The sequence below is a fragment of the Stenotrophomonas sp. G4 genome (genome assembly GCF_003428825.1).
Classification (GTDB): Bacteria; Pseudomonadota; Gammaproteobacteria; order Xanthomonadales; family Xanthomonadaceae; genus Stenotrophomonas; species Stenotrophomonas indicatrix.
This window is the reverse complement of sequence record NZ_CP031741.1, coordinates 3,994,714-4,009,984: the sequence shown is the minus strand read 5'-3', so window position 1 is coordinate 4,009,984 and position 15,271 is coordinate 3,994,714. Positions and strand designations below refer to the sequence as shown.

Here is a 15,271-nt window from a genome sequence, read left to right as displayed (position 1 = left end):
TGCAGCACGGCATAATCCGGCCATGGTTTCGCCCTCCCGCCCGTGGTTCCTGTACCTGCTCGAATGCCGCGACGGCAGCTATTACGCCGGCATCAGCACCGACGTACAGGCCCGCTTTGCTGCCCACCAGGCCGGCAAGGGGGCCCGCTACACCCGGTCGCGGCCGCCACTGCGGGTCCTGGCGGTGCGTGAGTACCCGGACCGGGCAGCGGCCTCGCGTGCCGAATGGGAGCTCAAGCGGCAGCCGCGCGAACGCAAACTGGCGTGGCTGTTGCAGTAGATCCACGCCATGCGTGGATGGGGCGCATCCGGCCATGCCATGATCGCCCAGCCCTCAGCGCTGGAGACCCGGATGTCCACCGTTGCCCTGTTGTTCGCACTTTCCGCAGCAGCAAGCCCTGCCGCCGACGCCGCCACGATCGCAGCCATCGAAGCCACCTGCCATGACTACGTGGATGGCCAGCTGGAGGCCGACCCGCTGCGCGTCGCCCGTTCCCTGCATCCGGATCTGGCCAAGCGCGCGGTGCTCGGTGATACACCGGACGAGCGCCTGGGCCTGCGCCGGATGTCGAAGGAAGAGCTGGTTGCGTTGACGAAGCAGGGCGCGTTGAAGACCCCGAAAGATCAATGGGATCGCCGCTGCACGGTGCTGGACGTGACCGGCAACGCCGCATCGGTGCGGCTGGAAACCCCGTGGTTCGTCGACTACTTCCACATGGGCCGCTTCGAGCAGCGCTGGGTCATCGTCAACGCGCTGTGGTACCCGAAGCCGAAGTAGACCCACGCCACGCGTGGTCGCGCTCCATGCAGTCTGCGCAGGGATTCATCCACGCATGGCGTGGATCTACCGCTTCGGTCGCCGGTCTTCGCGGTCATCGCCGAAGATGATCCGCGCGCTGCGCTGGTAGCTCCAGTACGCCACCGCCCAGTTCAACAGCACCACGACGCGGTTGCGGAACCCGATCAGGAAGAACACGTGCGCGGCCAGCCAGAACCACCAGGCCAGCACGCCGGACAGCTGCAGCTTGCCCAAGTGCACGATCGCGGCCATGCGGCCGATGGTGGCCAGGTTGCCGAAGTCGGCGTACTTGAACGGCCCGGGTGCTGCCTTGCCATGCAGGCGCGCGCGAATCACGTCCGCCACGTACTTGCCCATCTGCTTGGCGGCAGGCGCAACGCCCGGTACCGGCTTGCCGTTGGCCTGGTTCAGCGCAGCAAGGTCGCCGGCCACGAACAGTTCCGGATGACCAGGCAGGGTCAGGTCGGGCTGCACCTGCACGCGACCGGCACGGTCCAGCGGCACGTCCAGCGTGCGCGCCAGCGGTGAGGCAGCCACGCCTGCGGCCCAGACCACGGTGCGCGCGGGCACGAACTGGTCGCCCAGCTTGAAGCCCTGCCCATCGATGTGGCTCACCGGCGTGCCGGTCATCACTTCCACGCCCAGCTTTTCCAGCTGCCGCCGCGCCTTCAGCGAAAGCACTTCGGGGAAGGTGGACAACACGCGCGGGCCGGCCTCGACCAGCCGTACCTTGGCGCTGGCCGGATCGATGTGGCGGAATTCATTGCGCAGCGTATGCCGGGCGATTTCCGCGAGGGTGCCGGCCAGCTCGACCCCGGTCGGGCCCCCTCCCACCACGGCAAAGCTCAGCCATGCCGCCTTCTTCTCCGGGTCCGGTTCGGCTTCGGCGCGTTCGAACGCCAGCAGCAGTTTGCGGCGCAGGGCGATGGCATCGTCCAGGGTTTTCAGGCCTGGCGCATCGTCGGCCCATTCGTCGTGGCCGAAATAGGCGTGGGTGGCGCCGGTGGCCAGCAGCAGGCTGTCGTAGTCCAGCGTGCTGCCATCGGCCATGCGTACCTGGCGGTCCTGCTTGTCGATGGCCACCACTTCGCCCAGCCGCACCTCCACGTTGCGCTGGTGGCCGAGGATGTGGCGCAGCGGTGCGGCGATATCCGGAGCCGACAGCCCAGCGGTGGCCACCTGGTAAAGCAGCGGCTGGAACAGGTGGTGGTTGCGACGGTCGACCAGGGTGATGCGTATGCGTTCGCGGGCCAGCGCACGGGTGGCCCACAGGCCGGCGAAACCGCCGCCGACAACGACCAGGTGGGGGACGCGATCACGACTCATCGACTCACTCCAGGGGGGCATGGGGGAAGTGCCTGGCATCTTCGCACGGCCGCTCCTTGTCACGTCAGCGTGCATCGGGATCGGCGATACTCGGGTTCAGGCAACTGCCCGTGAGGAGTCCATGAGCGAACCGGAAAAGCGCATCGCCCTGTTGATCGACGCCGACAATGCACCGGCCTCGAAGATCGACGAAGTCCTGGCCGAGGTCGCTCGCTACGGTGTGGCCAACGTCCGCCGTGCCTACGGCAACTGGAAGAGCCCACGACTGAAGGGCTGGGAAGCGGTGCTGCACGAGTACGCGATCCGCCCGATCCAGCAGTTCGCCTACAGCAAGGGCAAGAACGCGTCGGACATGGCGATGGTGATCGACGCGATGGATCTGCTGTACGCGCGAAACCTCGATGGTTTCGCGATCGTGTCCAGCGATGCCGACTTCACTCCGATGGTGATGCGCCTGCTGACCGATGGCGTGAAGGTGTATGGCTTCGGCGAAAAGAAAACGCCGGAACCCTTCGTCAACGCATGCTCGAAGTTCACCTACCTCGAAGCGTTGGGCCAGACCCACGCCAGCGTGCAGGATGTGGAGCAGGCAGCGAACGAACAATCATCGAACGGACAGGCGCCCGGTGAGCAGGCCACCAGCGATGATGCGCGCCCACGCAAGAGCGGGGCGGAAATGCGCAGCGACACGCGTCTGGTGAAGATGCTGCGCCGTGCGGTGTCCTCGGCAGAAGGCGAGGATGGCTGGTCGCACCTGGGTCCGGTCGGCAGCCAGATCGGCAACCAGGCCTCGTTCGACCCGCGCAACTATGGTTACGGCAAACTCAGTGACCTGCTGGCGGCGATCGGTTTGTTCGAGCTGAAGAAGGACGGTAAATCCTCCTACGTACGCGCGCTGCCGAAGAAGAACCGGTAGCGCCGGGCGTTGCCCGGCGTGTGCCGGTGGCGCAGCACTGCGGAAGACACGGTGAGGCTACAGCGTACGTGCGCTGGAGCCGGCGTAGCCTTCCGCAAATCCGTTGGCGAAGTCTTCAACGCCATTGAAGGCCAGCAGCAGTATGCCGGCGCACAGCAGCATGTTGCGGCTCGAGCGCCGGTACCCGAGCACCAGCATCACCAGTCCTGCTGCCAGAAGCGTGTAGTTCACTACGTCCCATGCGGTCATGTCGTCTCTCCCTGTGGATGGGCGTATCGTAGCGGCTCCGCGCCATCGCGGCGCACTGCTGCACGCAAGGAAACCCGCATGTTGAAGATCTGGGGCCGCCGCAATTCCAGCAACGTCCGCAAGGTGCTGTGGTGCGCCGAGGAAATCGGCCTGCCGTACGAGTCCATTGAAGTGGGTGGCAGCCACGGTGGCACGCAGTCGCCGGAGTACGTGGCGATGAACCCGAACGGCCTGGTGCCGGTGATCGAAGACCACGGCCTGCCGCTGTGGGAGTCGAACACCATCGTGCGCTACCTCAGTGCGCGCTATTCGCTGGGCACGCTGTATGCCGAAGATCCGATGGAGCGCGCCCAGGCCGAAAAGTGGATGGACTGGAGCACCTCGCGGATGGCGCCGCTGTACTCCGAACTGATCTGGGGCATCATGCGCACCGCACCGGCCGACCGCGATGAGGCACGCATCAATGCGGCGATCGTGCGCGCCGGTGATTTCCTGGCGCTGCCCAACGCAACCCTGGCCAAGCAGCCGTGGCTGTCGGGCGACACGTTCGCCATGGGTGACATCGCGCTGGGCTCGTTGATCTACGCCTGGTTCGAACTGCCGATCCAGCGCCCGGACCTGCCGCACCTGGCCGAGTGGTATGCACGCCTGCGCGAACGCCCGGCGTACCAGCGCGGCGTGATGTCACCGATGACGTAAGCGAAGGGGCGACGTTCGGGGTCAGAGCCCTTTTCTGCGGAAAGGGATCCGACCCCGGCGCATTGCCCTCAATACAGATCCGTCGGATCCACATCCAGCGACCAGCGCACCTTGCGTGCCTCCGGCAGCGCGTACAACTGCGGCACCAGCTGTGCCAGTACCCCATGCAGCGGCGGCCGCTGTGCCGCCGACAGCAGCAGCTGCGTGCGCTGATAACCGGCACGGCGTGGCATCGGCGCCGGCATCGGCCCGTAGGCCTCCACCATGTCCTGTTCACCCAGCAGTTTCCGCGCAGCGAGCAGGAAGGCGTTGGCATGCTCGACCTGCTGTGCTTCGGCACGCATCAATGCCAAGTGCGCGAAGGGCGGGAACCCGGCTGCCTGGCGCTGGTTGAGTTCGGCCTGCGCGAACGGGTGGTAGCCACCGTTGACCAGCGTCTCCAGCAGCGGATGGCCTGGATGATGGGTCTGCAGCCACACTTCACCCGGATCGCGCGCGCGACCGGCGCGGCCGGCTACCTGGATCAGCTGCTGCGCCAGTTTTTCGCTGGCGCGGAAATCGGCCGAGAACAGCCCTTCGTCGATGCCCACCACCACCACCAGCGTCAGCTTGGGCAGGTCGTGGCCCTTGGCCAGGATCTGCGTGCCGACCAGGATGCCGGGCGCGTCGCCGAGCTTGGCCAGCTGCTGCTCCAGCGCATCACGACGGGCGGTGGTGCCACGATCGATGCGCACCACCGGAAAATCGGCGAAGGCACTGACCAGATGTTCTTCCAGCCGCTCGGTGCCGATGCCCTGTGGCTGCAGGGCCAGGCTGCCGCAGGCCGGGCAGGCCAGTGGTGCCGGCTGCCGCGCACCGCAGTGATGGCATTGCAGGCGACGGCCACCGCCATGCACGGTCATCGGTGCATCGCAGCGGCTGCAGGGTGCGGTCCAGCCGCAGTCGTGGCACAGCAGCACCGGCGCATAGCCGCGGCGGTTCTTGAACACCAGCACCTGCTGGCCACGCTGCAGGTGTTCGCCGATGCCGGCCAGCACGTCGGCGGAAAGGCCATCGCGCAGCGGACGCTTGCGGACGTCGAGGATGCGCACGCGCGGCGGTCGGGCATCACCGGCGCGCTGTTTCAGGCGCAGGTGCGCATAGCGGCCGGCATAGGCGTTGTGCAGCGTTTCCAATGACGGCGTGGCGCTGCCCAGCAGCACCGGAATGCCCTGCGCCTTGGCCCGCACCAGAGCGAAATCACGTGCGTGGTAGCGGATGCCGTCCTGCTGCTTGTAGCTGCCGTCATGCTCTTCGTCCACGATCAGCAGGCCAGGTTGCGGCAGCGGGATGAACACCGCCGAGCGCGTGCCGACGATCACCCGTGCTTCGCCGCGCGAGGCCGCAGCCCAGACCCGCGCGCGTTCGTTGTCGGTCAGCCCCGAGTGCAAGGCATGCACGGCGATGCCGAGACGGCCGCGGAAGCGCGCCAGGGTCTGCGGGGTCAGGCCGATCTCGGGCACCAGCACCAGCGCCTGCCTGCCCTGCGCCAGGCAATGGATGATGGCCTGCAGGTAGACCTCGGTCTTGCCGCTGCCGGTCACCCCGTCCAGCAGGAATGCCTGGAAGCTCTCGGCGGCGGTGATTGCGGCCACCGCTTCGGCCTGCTCCGCATTGAGGGTGGGGCCGGGCAGGGGCTGGGCGTGCTGCGGCGCCACGCTCAGGGCGATGCGTTCGGCCAGGCCGCGCTTGCCCAGGCTGCGTGCGGCCACCCGCCAATCCTGCATGCGCGCGGACAGGACATCTTCGTCCACCACCGCTTCGGCCAGCAGCTCGGCCAATTGCCGCGGTCGGCTGCCGGCGCGCAGCTTCTCGCGCTGGGCATGGCCTTCGGTTGTCAGCTGCCAGCCCCAGTGATGGGTGTCGGGCAGCGGTTCGCCATGCCGCAGCGGGCCGGGCAGGGCGGTGCTCAGTACTTCGCCCAAGGGGGCGTGGGTGTAGCGGGCCAGCCACTGCAGGCTCTGCCACAACTCGCCCTGCAGCAGCGGTGTGGTGTCACACCAGGCCAGTGCCTGGCGCAGGCCCTGGCTGTCCTCGGTTTGCCCGTGGCCTGCCACCACGCCGATCAGTTCGCGGTTGCCGAACGGCACCTTCAGCCGGCAGCCGACCTCTACCGTCGGGCCTTCGCCCTGCGGTGGCAGGTAGTCGAACAGGCGCGGCAAGGGCACGGGCAGGGCGACCTGCAGGGTCGGGACAGGGCCGGATTCAGGGGCGAGCATCGGGTCAGTGTAACGGCCCGTGCAAGGGCGCATGGCAGTGGCAGATGCGACTGGCCTGCCCTCCGGCGAATCATAAATGTCACCTAAATATCGGTGTCTATTGGAGATTCAGTCTTATCCACATCTTCTGTGGATAAGTCTGTGCGTTAGCGGCTCGTGGCGCCGCATGAGGCCGATGGCGACGGCCTCACGCTTTGGTTGGTCAAAAAATAGCCACACTTTAAATTCAATTTAAATCAACAACTTAAGTGTGAAACATTGCTGAAACAGGGTGAATTCAGCCATTCACGCAGGAATCGCCCGGTTCCCGCGTGGTGCTGTGCACAACCTGCAGCAGAAAGCGTCTGCAATCGCAAGTCCTGCCGGGCAGCGATGGGCTGCCGCTATCATGCCGGCAGACCTTTGGAGTGACCGATGACGGCTGTGCCCGCCCCTGTTTCCTCGACCGCGGCCGGCGCGCTGTCGGCATTTCTGCGTGGCGTCGAACGCCGTGCCCTGGTCGTGGCCGAGCTGCAGTGCGGTGACCCCGCCCGTGCCGAACAGACGCTGGTGGCGGTGATGCGCGCCTTCGCCGCGGTCGCCAGCGACCTGCCGATGGCGCAGTGGCCCAGCCGCTTCTGGACCCTGCTGGGCCAGCGCCAGGCGCTGCGCGAGCCGGCCACCGGTCAGTGGCCACCGTCATTGGCAGCGCTGGGCGAGATGGCACCCTTGCCGCGGCTGGCCTTGCTGCTGCGGGTGGGGGGCAGCCTGGACGAGGGCATCGCCACCCGCGTTCTGGATGTCGACGAAGAAGGCTATCAGCGCCTGTTGGCCGCGGCCTGCCCACGCGATGCCGATGGCCAGCCCGACGCCGCTGCATGGCGCGCTCTGGCCGAACAGGTGCAGCTGCGTGTCCGCGACCTGCCGGCCAAGCGCCTGCAGCAGCTGCAGCAACCGTCCGCGCCAGCGGCCAACAACCAGGCGCCTGCGTCCAGCTGGCGCGCACCGCCGCGCGACGAACGCGCATCTGCAAGCGGCAAGCGTCGCCGCCCCAATGCCAAGCCGCGCTGGCGTGGCCCGCTGATCCTGTTGATCACCGTGGCAGTGCTGCTGCTGGCTGCGTTGGGCTGGCGCCATTGGCAGGGCCGTGCGCTGACTGCCGATGGCCCCCTGCCCGAAGGCGTGGTCGGCGAGGCCGGGCCAGTCACCGTCGAGGAGTTGCCAGCCAGCGATGTCCGCCCCGCTGCGGGCGGCGATGCGCAGGCCAGCGAAGATGCCGCGATGCTGGCCGACCGCGATTACCCGCTGCTGGCCGAGGCCGACATGCATGCCTGGAGTGCCGCCGGTGGCCCGTTGCCGGTGGACGAGTCACAACCCAAGCCGACCCGTCCGGAACCGGTCGGCGCAGCGCTGGAAACCTCTGCTGCCGATGAATAAGCTCCTCTTCGCCGGCCTGCTGCTGGCCCTGCCGCTGTCGCTGGCGGCCGCTCCGCAATCAGTGAACGTGCCGCTGCCCGCACCGTCGGCAACACCATCGGCCGCGCCCACTGCGGCGCCCACTGCCGCGGCGGCATTCGCGCAACTCGATCCCGCCCAGCAACGCCAGCGCCGCAGCGACTACGCCGCATGGCGGGCCCTGCCGGAGGGTGAGCGCGAACGCATCCGCCAGGCCGCCGCCCGCTTCGCCGCGTTGCCGGCCGACCAGCAGCAACGCCTGCGCGCGCAGTTCCAGGCACAGGACCAGGCCTTCCGCGAAGGCTGGCGGCTGGGCCCGCAACTGGGCGCCGAGTTCCCCAAGCTGCACGGCCTGTTCGGCTTCGTACCGCCGCAACAGCGCGACGCCGTGCTTGCTGTGCTGCGCCAGCTGAGTCCGTCGCAGTTGGCGCAGCTGGCCCTGGTCGCCCAGCGCACGCCGCCGCAGGAACGCGACAGCGTACGCAGCGCATTCCTGACGGTCCCCGCCGCCGAACGCGACACCTGGCTCAGGCACCAGGCCGGCCAATAAGCGAAAAGGGGACGGAGGGAATTAAGTCGTTTTTGGCTCGACTGTGCCGGATACGACTTAATTCCCTCCGTCCCCTTTATGGGGCAGTCATGGGAATGACCGCCCGGCGCGCGTAAGATGGCCGGCCGCAACCCGGTGCCTGTGCCCTTCGCGCGCAACCGTAGTTCGCGTCAAGCACCTTATGTCTACTGCAACCTCCACGCCGCGCTTCAGCAAGGAAGTCGGCGCTACCGGTCTGCTTGCCCTGCCGCTTGTGCTCGGGCACGTCTCCACCGGTCTGATCTCCTTCGTCGACAACGTGATTGCCGGCCACCATGCGACCTCCACCCTGGCCGCAGTGACCATCGGCACTGCGCTGCTGTGGCTGCCGATGCTGATCCCGATCGGCACGCTGATCTCCCTCACCGCCTCGGTGTCGCAGCTGCATGGCGCCGGCCGTGAGCGCGAGATCGGCCCGCTGTTCCGGCAGGCGCTGTGGCTGGCGCTGGGCCTGGGCCTGATCATGTTCACCTTCCTCACCGTGGTGCCGCCGCTGCTGCCGGCCTTCGGCATCGCCCCGGACATCGTGCCCGGTGCAACGGCCTTCCTGCATGCGGTGCGCTGGGGTGGCCCGGCGCTGACGCTGTACTTCTGCATGCGCTATCTCAGTGAAGGCATGCATTGGACGCTGCCGACCATGCTGCTCGGTTTTGGTGGCCTGCTGGTGCTCGCGCCGATGGGGTACGTGCTGGCCAACGGCAAGCTGGGCTTCCCGGAAATGGGCGCTGAAGGCCTGGGCATCGCCTCGGCGGTGATGATGTGGCTGCAGGCGATCGCCTTCGGTACCTACCTGTGGTTCACCAAGCGCTTTGCCCACCTGCAGCTGTTCTCGCACTTCGAGGGTCCGCGCTGGAAAGCGATCTGGGACCTGCTGCGCACCGGCCTGCCGATCGGCATCACCGTGCTGATGGAAGGTGGCCTGTTCATCGTCACCGCATTGCTGATCGGTCGCCTGGGTGCCAATGAAGCAGCCGCGCACCAGATCGCGATCAACGTGGCGCAGCTGTGCTTCATGATCCCGATGGGCGTGGCCGAGGCGACCACCGTGCGGGTCGGCCATGCGGTTGGCCGTGGCGATGGCTTCGGCGTGCGTCGTGCGGCGTGGGCCGGCTACGCGATCATCATGGGTACGCAGACGCTGTCGGCGGCGGCACTGCTGTTCGGCCACGACGCCATCGTCGGCGTCTACACCAACGACCTGGCCGTGGCCGGGCTGGCCTCGACCCTGCTGCTGTACGCGGCCACCTTCCAGTTCCCCGATGGCATCCAGGTGCTGTCGGCCGGCGCGCTGCGCGGCCTGAAGGACACCCGCGTGCCGATGTTCATCGCCATGTTCGCCTACTGGGGCCTGGGCATGCCGCTGGGCGCCGGCCTGGGCCTTGGGCTGGGCATGGGGCCGCAGGGCATGTGGATCGGCCTGATCGTCGGCCTGACCGCCGCCGCCATCCTGATGGGCTGGCGCCTGGGCCGCAGCAGCAAACGCATTGGCCAGTCCACGCTGGCCTGACATCACGCCGGTCCCGGGCAACCGTGACTGGCGATCCCCTGACTTGTGTCCGATGCTGCCTCACGCGGCACCGGCTATGCTGTTACCACGGCAAGAAGCCATCCGGAGTGCTCCATGAACCAACCCGTGCCGCCGCTGCCCCCGGCGAACCGCAATCCTGTCGCCAGCTTCTTCATCGGGCTGTGGGACGTGATGAATTTCACCCGCCGGTTGATCCTCAACCTGGTGTTCTTCGGCCTGTTGCTGCTGGTGCTGGTGATGTTCATCGTCGCTGCGGGCATGGGCGCAGGTGCCAGCAAGGCGCTGCAGGACCGCACCACTCTGGTGATCGCGCCGGAAGGCCGCCTGGTCGAGCAGTACAGTGCCGATCCGGTCAGCCGCGCGCTGGCCAAGGCCGTCGGTGACAACGGTGCCGAGGAAGTGCAGCTGCGCGATCTGATCCGGGTGATCGAGAGCGCGCGCGATGACAAGAAGATCGAGCGGGTGGTGCTGGAACTGGACAAGCTGCAGCCGTCCGGTTTCGCCTCGCTGCGCGAAGTGTCCGCCGCGCTGCAGGACCTGCGCGCTTCGGGCAAGCAGCTGGTGGCCTTCAGCGAGAGCATGGGGCAGTCGCAGTATCTGCTCGCCGCACAGGCCGACGAGGTCTACCTGGACCCCATGGGTTCGGTGGTGCTGGAAGGCCTGGGTCGCTACCGCCAGTATTTCCGCACCGGCCTGCAGGACAAGCTGGGCGTGGACGTGCACCTGTTCAAGGTGGGCGAGTACAAGTCGGCGGCCGAGCCGTACGTGCTCGACGCGGCGTCGCCGGCGTCCAAGGAAGCCGATCTGTTCTGGATGAACGATGTGTGGCAGCGCTACCTCGGCGATATCGCCAAGGCCCGCCGCCTGGATCCGGCACAGCTGGCGGCCGGTATCGACACCCTGCCTGAAGGCGTCGCTGCCGCCGGCGGTGACCTGGCCAAGTTCGCCCTGCAGCAGAAGCTGGTGACCGCGCTGAAGACCCGCGAGGAATTCGAGGATCTGATGATCGAGCGCGGCGTGGCTGACGAAGACGCTGACGGCGGCTTCCGCAACATCGATTTTGGCACCTATATGGCCCAGCTCGATGCGCGTCGCAACCCGGTTGATTCGCGTCCGCAGGTCGCCGTGGTGGTGGCCTCCGGTGAAATCAGCGGCGGCGATCTGCCGGCCGGCCGTATCGGCGGTGAATCGACTTCGGCGCTGCTGCGTGCGGCGCGCGACGATGACGACGTCAAGGCTGTGGTGCTGCGCGTGGACTCGCCGGGTGGCGAGGTCTACGCCTCCGAGCAGATCCGTCGCGAAGTGGTGGCCCTGCAGGCTGCGGGCAAGCCGGTGGTGGTGTCCATGGGCGACCTCGCTGCGTCCGGCGGCTACTGGATCAGCATGAACGCCGATCGCATCTATGCCGACCCGTCGACCATCACCGGTTCGATCGGCATCTTCGGCATGATCCCCAACTTCAGCCGTGCGCTGGACAAGTTCGGCGTGCACACCGACGGCGTCGGCACCACCCGTTTCGCCGGTGCCTTCGATGTCACCCGGCCGATGGACCCGGCGGTGGGCCAGGTCATCCAGTCGGTGATCAACAAGGGCTATGCCGATTTCACCGGCCGTGTCGCCGAGGCCCGCAAGAAGCCGGTCGAGGCGATTGACGAAGTGGCCCGTGGGCGTGTCTGGAGCGGTGCGCAGGCCAAGGAGCGCGGTCTGGTCGATGCCTTCGGTGGCCTGAAGGACGCCGTGGCTGACGCCGCTGGCCGGGCCAAGCTGGGCGCGACCGACAAGTACCGTGTGCGCTACATCGAGAAGGCGGCCACGCCGTTCGCGCAGTTCGTCAGCGGCTTCGCTGGCAGCCGCGCCGGCGCCTGGATGCTGGCCGATTCCGGCGTGGGCCGGATGATGCTGGCGCGGACGATGCCGGAAATCGATACGCAGCTGCGCTTTGTTGAAAATGCGGCTCGCGAGAAGGGCAACGGAGCACCGGTGAAGTCGCTGGCGTATTGCTTCTGCGGGTTCTGATGGCCCATCCACGCATGGCGTGGAACTACCGGGGATGTCCACGCATGGCGTGGATCTACTGGGGATGTTCACGCATGGCGTGGATCTACTGGGGATGTTCACGCATGGCGTGGACCAGCTGAACGCACGACGCCCGGCCTTGGCCGGGCGTTGTCATATGCGGGCATCTACTGCGCGTCGGCCTCTGCCTTGCGCCCGCGTTCGGCCGTCTCGTCCAGGGTCTTCTGCACGGCCTTTGCGCGGTCCAGCGGTTGATTGATCGCCTTGGCCACCGCCTGCGGTTGCGGTGGTCGTTCGGGATTGGGCGGTGCAGGGCGCTGGCACCCGGCCAGCGCGACGGCCGACAGCAGGACGGGAATCAGGACGCGCATGGCAGCTCTCCACGAGGGACGTGCAGCCAGTGTCGCATCCCGGGCGGCGGACGGTCGTGAGCGCGTATCCTTGCCGCATCGAAACACAGTGGGCGCGGCCCCGGAGGACATATGACCCAGCAACGGTGGCGCCTGGATGGGCAGACGGCCCTGATCACCGGTGCCAGCGCCGGTATCGGCCTGGCGATCGCGCATGAACTGGCGGGTCTCGGCGCCGACCTGATGATCGTCGGCCGCGACCTGGACATGCTCGAGAGTGCCCGCGACGAACTGCTGGATGTGTATCCGCAGCACCAGGTGCACGCATTGGCGGCTGATGTGTCCGACGACGAAGACCGCCGGCAGATCCTGGACTGGGTCGAGGACCACGCCGACGGCCTGCACATCCTGGTCAACAATGCCGGTGGCAACATCACCAAGCCCGCCACGGAATATTCCGAAGACGAGTGGCGCGGCATTTTCGAGACCAATCTGTTCTCGGCGTTCGAGCTGTCGCGCTATGCGCATCCGTTGCTCGCGCGCCACGCTTCATCGGCCATCGTCAACGTCGGCAGCGTGTCCGGCCTGACCCATGTGCGCAGCGGCGTGGTCTATGGCATGACCAAGGCGGCGATGCACCAGATGACCCGCAACCTCGCGGTGGAGTGGGCCGAGGACGGCATCCGGGTCAATGCAGTAGCGCCGTGGTACATCCGGACCCGTCGCACGTCCGGCCCGCTGTCCGATACCGACTACTACGAGGAGGTGATCGGACGCACGCCGATGCGGCGCATCGGTGAGCCGGAGGAAGTGGCCTCGGCCGTGGGTTTCCTGTGCCTGCCGGCATCGAGCTATGTCACCGGCGAATGCATCGCGGTGGATGGCGGCTTCCTGCGTTACGGGTTCTGACGGGACCACCCGCTGCGGATGGAGGCATCCACGGCGGGCGTGGATGCTCTACTTCGGTACAGGGCAGTCGCTGGCTTCCAGCACGGCCTGCAGGCGTTCGCGTTCGCCGCGCGCTGCCGGTTGGTTTTCGGGCGCAGCAAAGCGCTCGCGACCGCGTGCATCGCGGAAGCGCTGCTGCCAGCTGCCGCAGCGCTGGGCTTCGGCCACTTCGGTGCAGCGGTCCCGGACCACCTCGCAGCTGGCGGCATTCACCGGTGTCGCCCCACCCAGGCCCTGCACGTTCAACAGTTCGCAGCGGCCTGGTGCAGCCTCGTACTCATGCAGGTACGAGCTTCCCTCGCTGCCTAGGCATTGATAGATCGCCGGCAGCGGTGGCTTTGACGGTGTGGTGCCATTCCCCGACGTGACGTCGCTCGAACGTAGCAGCACCGCGCTGTCGAGGATGGCGTCGCCGCCTTCGTGCTCGACCATGCGTGCTTCCATGATCGTTCGGCCCTCACGTGGCTGCGTCGCGGCAGGCGCGGCGGCGGGGTCCACGGAAGGCAGCGCTGCAGGCGGCGGAAGGGGGCGGTCCTGCACCGGCGCAGCGGGTACTGCGGCGGCTGGTGCAGGGACGCGCTGGATCTGCTGGCGGGTGCCGGCGGGGCAGGGGGTGCGCTGCAGCGTGGGAACATCGCTGCTGCCCATGCAGCGGTAGATCACCATGTCGTCGGCCAAGGCATTGCCGGGCAACAGGGCCACCGCCAGCCAGATCAGTCTTCTCATGCGAGCAGCCTACAGCGGTGGCACATGCCCGGGTAGTTGCCAACCTTGGTTGGCACCCGCAGTACCCATGCCGTGGTTGTTGTCCACCTTGGTTGGCACCGCTGTTTGCCAGCGCCCACCAAGGTGGGCATCTACCCAAGCGGGGCACAGCCCCCAGCGCAGGGCTCAGATGCCCCGGTAGTTGCCAACCTTGGTTGGCACACGCAATGCTCCTGTCGTGGTAGTTGCCAACCTTGGTTGGCACCGCTGTTTGCCAGCGCCCACCAAGGTGGGCATCTACCAAAGCGGGGCACAGCCCCCAGCGCAGGGCTCAGATGCCCCGGTAGTTGCCAACCTTGGTTGGCACACGCAATGCTCCTGTCGTGGTAGTTGCCAACCTTGGTTGGCACCGCTGTTTGCCAGCGCCCACCAAGGTGGGCATCTACCAAAGCGGGGTACAGCCCCCAGCGCAGGGCTCAGATGCCCGGTAGTTGCCAACCTTGGTTGGCACACGCAATGCTCCTGTCGTGGTATTTGCCAACCTTGGTTGGCACCGCTGTTTGCCAGCGCCCACCAAGGTGGGCATCTACCAAAGCGGGGTACAGCCCCAGCGCAGGGCTCAGATGCCCGGTAGTTGCCAACCTTGGTTGGCACCGCTGTTTGCCAGTGCCCACCAAGGTGGGCATCTACCAAAGAGAGGGTACCGCCCCCAAGCGCAGGGCTCAGCCGCCGCAGTCCTGCGCCAGCCGCGCGTCGATGCCACGCTGCTCCTTGCTGATCGCGGTGCGCTCGCTCTGCAGCGCGCTGTTGTAACGCCGGTCCAGTTCCCAGCGACGATCACGCAGGCGTGCGCACACTTCCTGCGGGGGCAGGGCGTGGCAGGTATCGCGCACCAGGATGTTGCCGGCAGGCACGTTGACACCGACGCCCACTGACGGCGGGCGATACACCGCAGGCCCGCCGCCGATGGGGGGACCGATGGTGTTGCCGCTGCCGGCCGGACGCGGCCCCGGATGCGGTCCGGGGTGCGCACCGCCAGGATGACCATGCGGGTACCAGACCGTGGTCCACAGCGGCACCCAGCGTGGATTCCCTTCGTTGTTGTCGCTGGTGTAACGGTCGCCGTCTTCACTCACGCATTCGTACATCGGCTGTGGCGGCTGGATGTAGACATGGCGCACCTCGCGCTCGCGCATCGCTGGCGTCTGCACCGGTGCGGGCGGCGCGGTGTCGGTGCTGACCACCCGTGGCGGCGGGTCGCGCGGCCGTTGCAGGTCACGCACTTGCTGGCGGCCGGCCGTGCAGGGCTTGTCCTGCAGCGCGACGGCACCATTGCTGCCGACGCAGCGGTAGACCCGCACGTCGTCGGCGGCAAGGGCCGGCAACGACAACAGCAGGGCCAGAGACAGGACAGGGCGCAGCAGGGTCATGGGCGCAGCGTGCGCGCTCGGCAA

General features: G+C 67.3%; 15 protein-coding genes. 9 read left to right on the top strand and 6 right to left on the bottom strand.

Annotation, left to right across the window (positions count from 1 at the left end; translation table 11 throughout):
* Positions 1 to 22: 22 nt before the first annotated feature.
* Positions 23 to 280 carry a GIY-YIG nuclease family protein gene (locus D0Y85_RS18350; protein WP_032952084.1) on the top strand — a complete coding sequence of 86 codons (258 nt, stop codon included), beginning with the start codon at positions 23 to 25 and terminating at the stop codon, positions 278 to 280.
* 72 nt (positions 281 to 352) lie between these two features.
* The gene (locus D0Y85_RS18345; protein WP_117311527.1) at positions 353 to 778 is read left to right on the top strand and encodes a nuclear transport factor 2 family protein; all 426 of its coding nucleotides are present in this window, start codon (positions 353 to 355) and stop codon (positions 776 to 778) included.
* A 66-nt stretch (positions 779 to 844) separates the two neighbouring features.
* Here the strand turns inward: D0Y85_RS18345 and D0Y85_RS18340 are convergent, their stop codons facing one another.
* Entirely contained in the window at positions 845 to 2,125 is a 1,281-nt protein-coding gene (locus D0Y85_RS18340; RefSeq protein WP_117311526.1) for an NAD(P)/FAD-dependent oxidoreductase, read from the bottom strand.
* A gap of 121 nt (positions 2,126 to 2,246) precedes the next feature.
* On the opposite strand from D0Y85_RS18340, the gene D0Y85_RS18335 reads away from it, so the two are divergent.
* Positions 2,247 to 3,041 (top strand): NYN domain-containing protein, encoded by a 795-nt coding sequence (locus tag D0Y85_RS18335; protein ID WP_117311525.1) that lies wholly within the window; start codon positions 2,247 to 2,249, stop codon positions 3,039 to 3,041.
* 57 nt (positions 3,042 to 3,098) lie between these two features.
* Here the strand turns inward: D0Y85_RS18335 and D0Y85_RS18330 are convergent, their stop codons facing one another.
* A complete protein-coding gene (locus tag D0Y85_RS18330) occupies positions 3,099 to 3,290 on the bottom strand; it encodes a hypothetical protein (RefSeq protein ID WP_117311524.1) in 192 nt (63 codons plus the stop codon).
* Between the two features lie 78 nt (positions 3,291 to 3,368).
* On the opposite strand from D0Y85_RS18330, the gene D0Y85_RS18325 reads away from it, so the two are divergent.
* Positions 3,369 to 3,989, top strand: a complete 621-nt coding sequence (locus D0Y85_RS18325) for a glutathione S-transferase family protein (RefSeq protein ID WP_025879392.1) — start codon at positions 3,369 to 3,371, stop codon at positions 3,987 to 3,989.
* Between the two features lie 68 nt (positions 3,990 to 4,057).
* Here D0Y85_RS18325 and D0Y85_RS18320 read toward each other — a convergent pair whose 3' ends face one another.
* A complete protein-coding gene (locus D0Y85_RS18320) occupies positions 4,058 to 6,247 on the bottom strand; it encodes a primosomal protein N' (RefSeq protein WP_162887704.1) in 2,190 nt (729 codons plus the stop codon).
* 414 nt (positions 6,248 to 6,661) lie between these two features.
* Between D0Y85_RS18320 and D0Y85_RS18315 the strand changes: the two genes are divergently transcribed.
* From D0Y85_RS18315 to sppA, 4 genes are all read left to right on the top strand, one after another.
* On the top strand, positions 6,662 to 7,663 hold the full coding sequence (locus D0Y85_RS18315; protein ID WP_117311522.1) for a hypothetical protein: 1,002 nt from the start codon (positions 6,662 to 6,664) through the stop codon (positions 7,661 to 7,663).
* On the top strand, positions 7,656 to 8,231 hold the full coding sequence (locus D0Y85_RS18310) for a DUF3106 domain-containing protein (RefSeq protein ID WP_117311521.1): 576 nt from the start codon (positions 7,656 to 7,658) through the stop codon (positions 8,229 to 8,231). Before D0Y85_RS18315 ends, D0Y85_RS18310 begins: the two co-directional genes overlap by 8 nt.
* Positions 8,232 to 8,412: 181 nt before the next feature.
* Positions 8,413 to 9,777 (top strand): MATE family efflux transporter, encoded by a 1,365-nt coding sequence (locus tag D0Y85_RS18305; protein WP_117311520.1) that lies wholly within the window; start codon positions 8,413 to 8,415, stop codon positions 9,775 to 9,777.
* Between the two features lie 114 nt (positions 9,778 to 9,891).
* Complete coding sequence (sppA, locus tag D0Y85_RS18300) at positions 9,892 to 11,814, top strand: signal peptide peptidase SppA (protein ID WP_117311519.1); 1,923 nt, start codon at positions 9,892 to 9,894, stop codon at positions 11,812 to 11,814.
* A 167-nt stretch (positions 11,815 to 11,981) separates the two neighbouring features.
* Here the strand turns inward: sppA and D0Y85_RS18295 are convergent, their stop codons facing one another.
* On the bottom strand, positions 11,982 to 12,185 hold the full coding sequence (locus tag D0Y85_RS18295; protein ID WP_117311518.1) for a hypothetical protein: 204 nt from the start codon (positions 12,183 to 12,185) through the stop codon (positions 11,982 to 11,984).
* Positions 12,186 to 12,296: 111 nt separating this feature from the next.
* Between D0Y85_RS18295 and D0Y85_RS18290 the strand changes: the two genes are divergently transcribed.
* Positions 12,297 to 13,073: an SDR family oxidoreductase gene (locus tag D0Y85_RS18290; RefSeq protein ID WP_025879399.1), complete on the top strand. Its 777-nt coding sequence runs from the start codon at positions 12,297 to 12,299 to the stop codon at positions 13,071 to 13,073.
* A 48-nt stretch (positions 13,074 to 13,121) separates the two neighbouring features.
* On the opposite strand, the gene D0Y85_RS18285 is transcribed toward D0Y85_RS18290, so the two are convergent.
* Together D0Y85_RS18285 and D0Y85_RS18280 are read right to left on the bottom strand one after the other, a co-directional pair.
* Positions 13,122 to 13,838 carry a hypothetical protein gene (locus tag D0Y85_RS18285; protein ID WP_117311517.1) on the bottom strand — a complete coding sequence of 239 codons (717 nt, stop codon included), beginning with the start codon at positions 13,836 to 13,838 and terminating at the stop codon, positions 13,122 to 13,124.
* 701 nt (positions 13,839 to 14,539) lie between these two features.
* Positions 14,540 to 15,247, bottom strand: coding sequence for a DUF4124 domain-containing protein (locus D0Y85_RS18280; protein WP_117311516.1), 708 nt, complete (start codon positions 15,245 to 15,247; stop codon positions 14,540 to 14,542).
* Between the last annotated feature and the right edge of the window lie 24 nt (positions 15,248 to 15,271).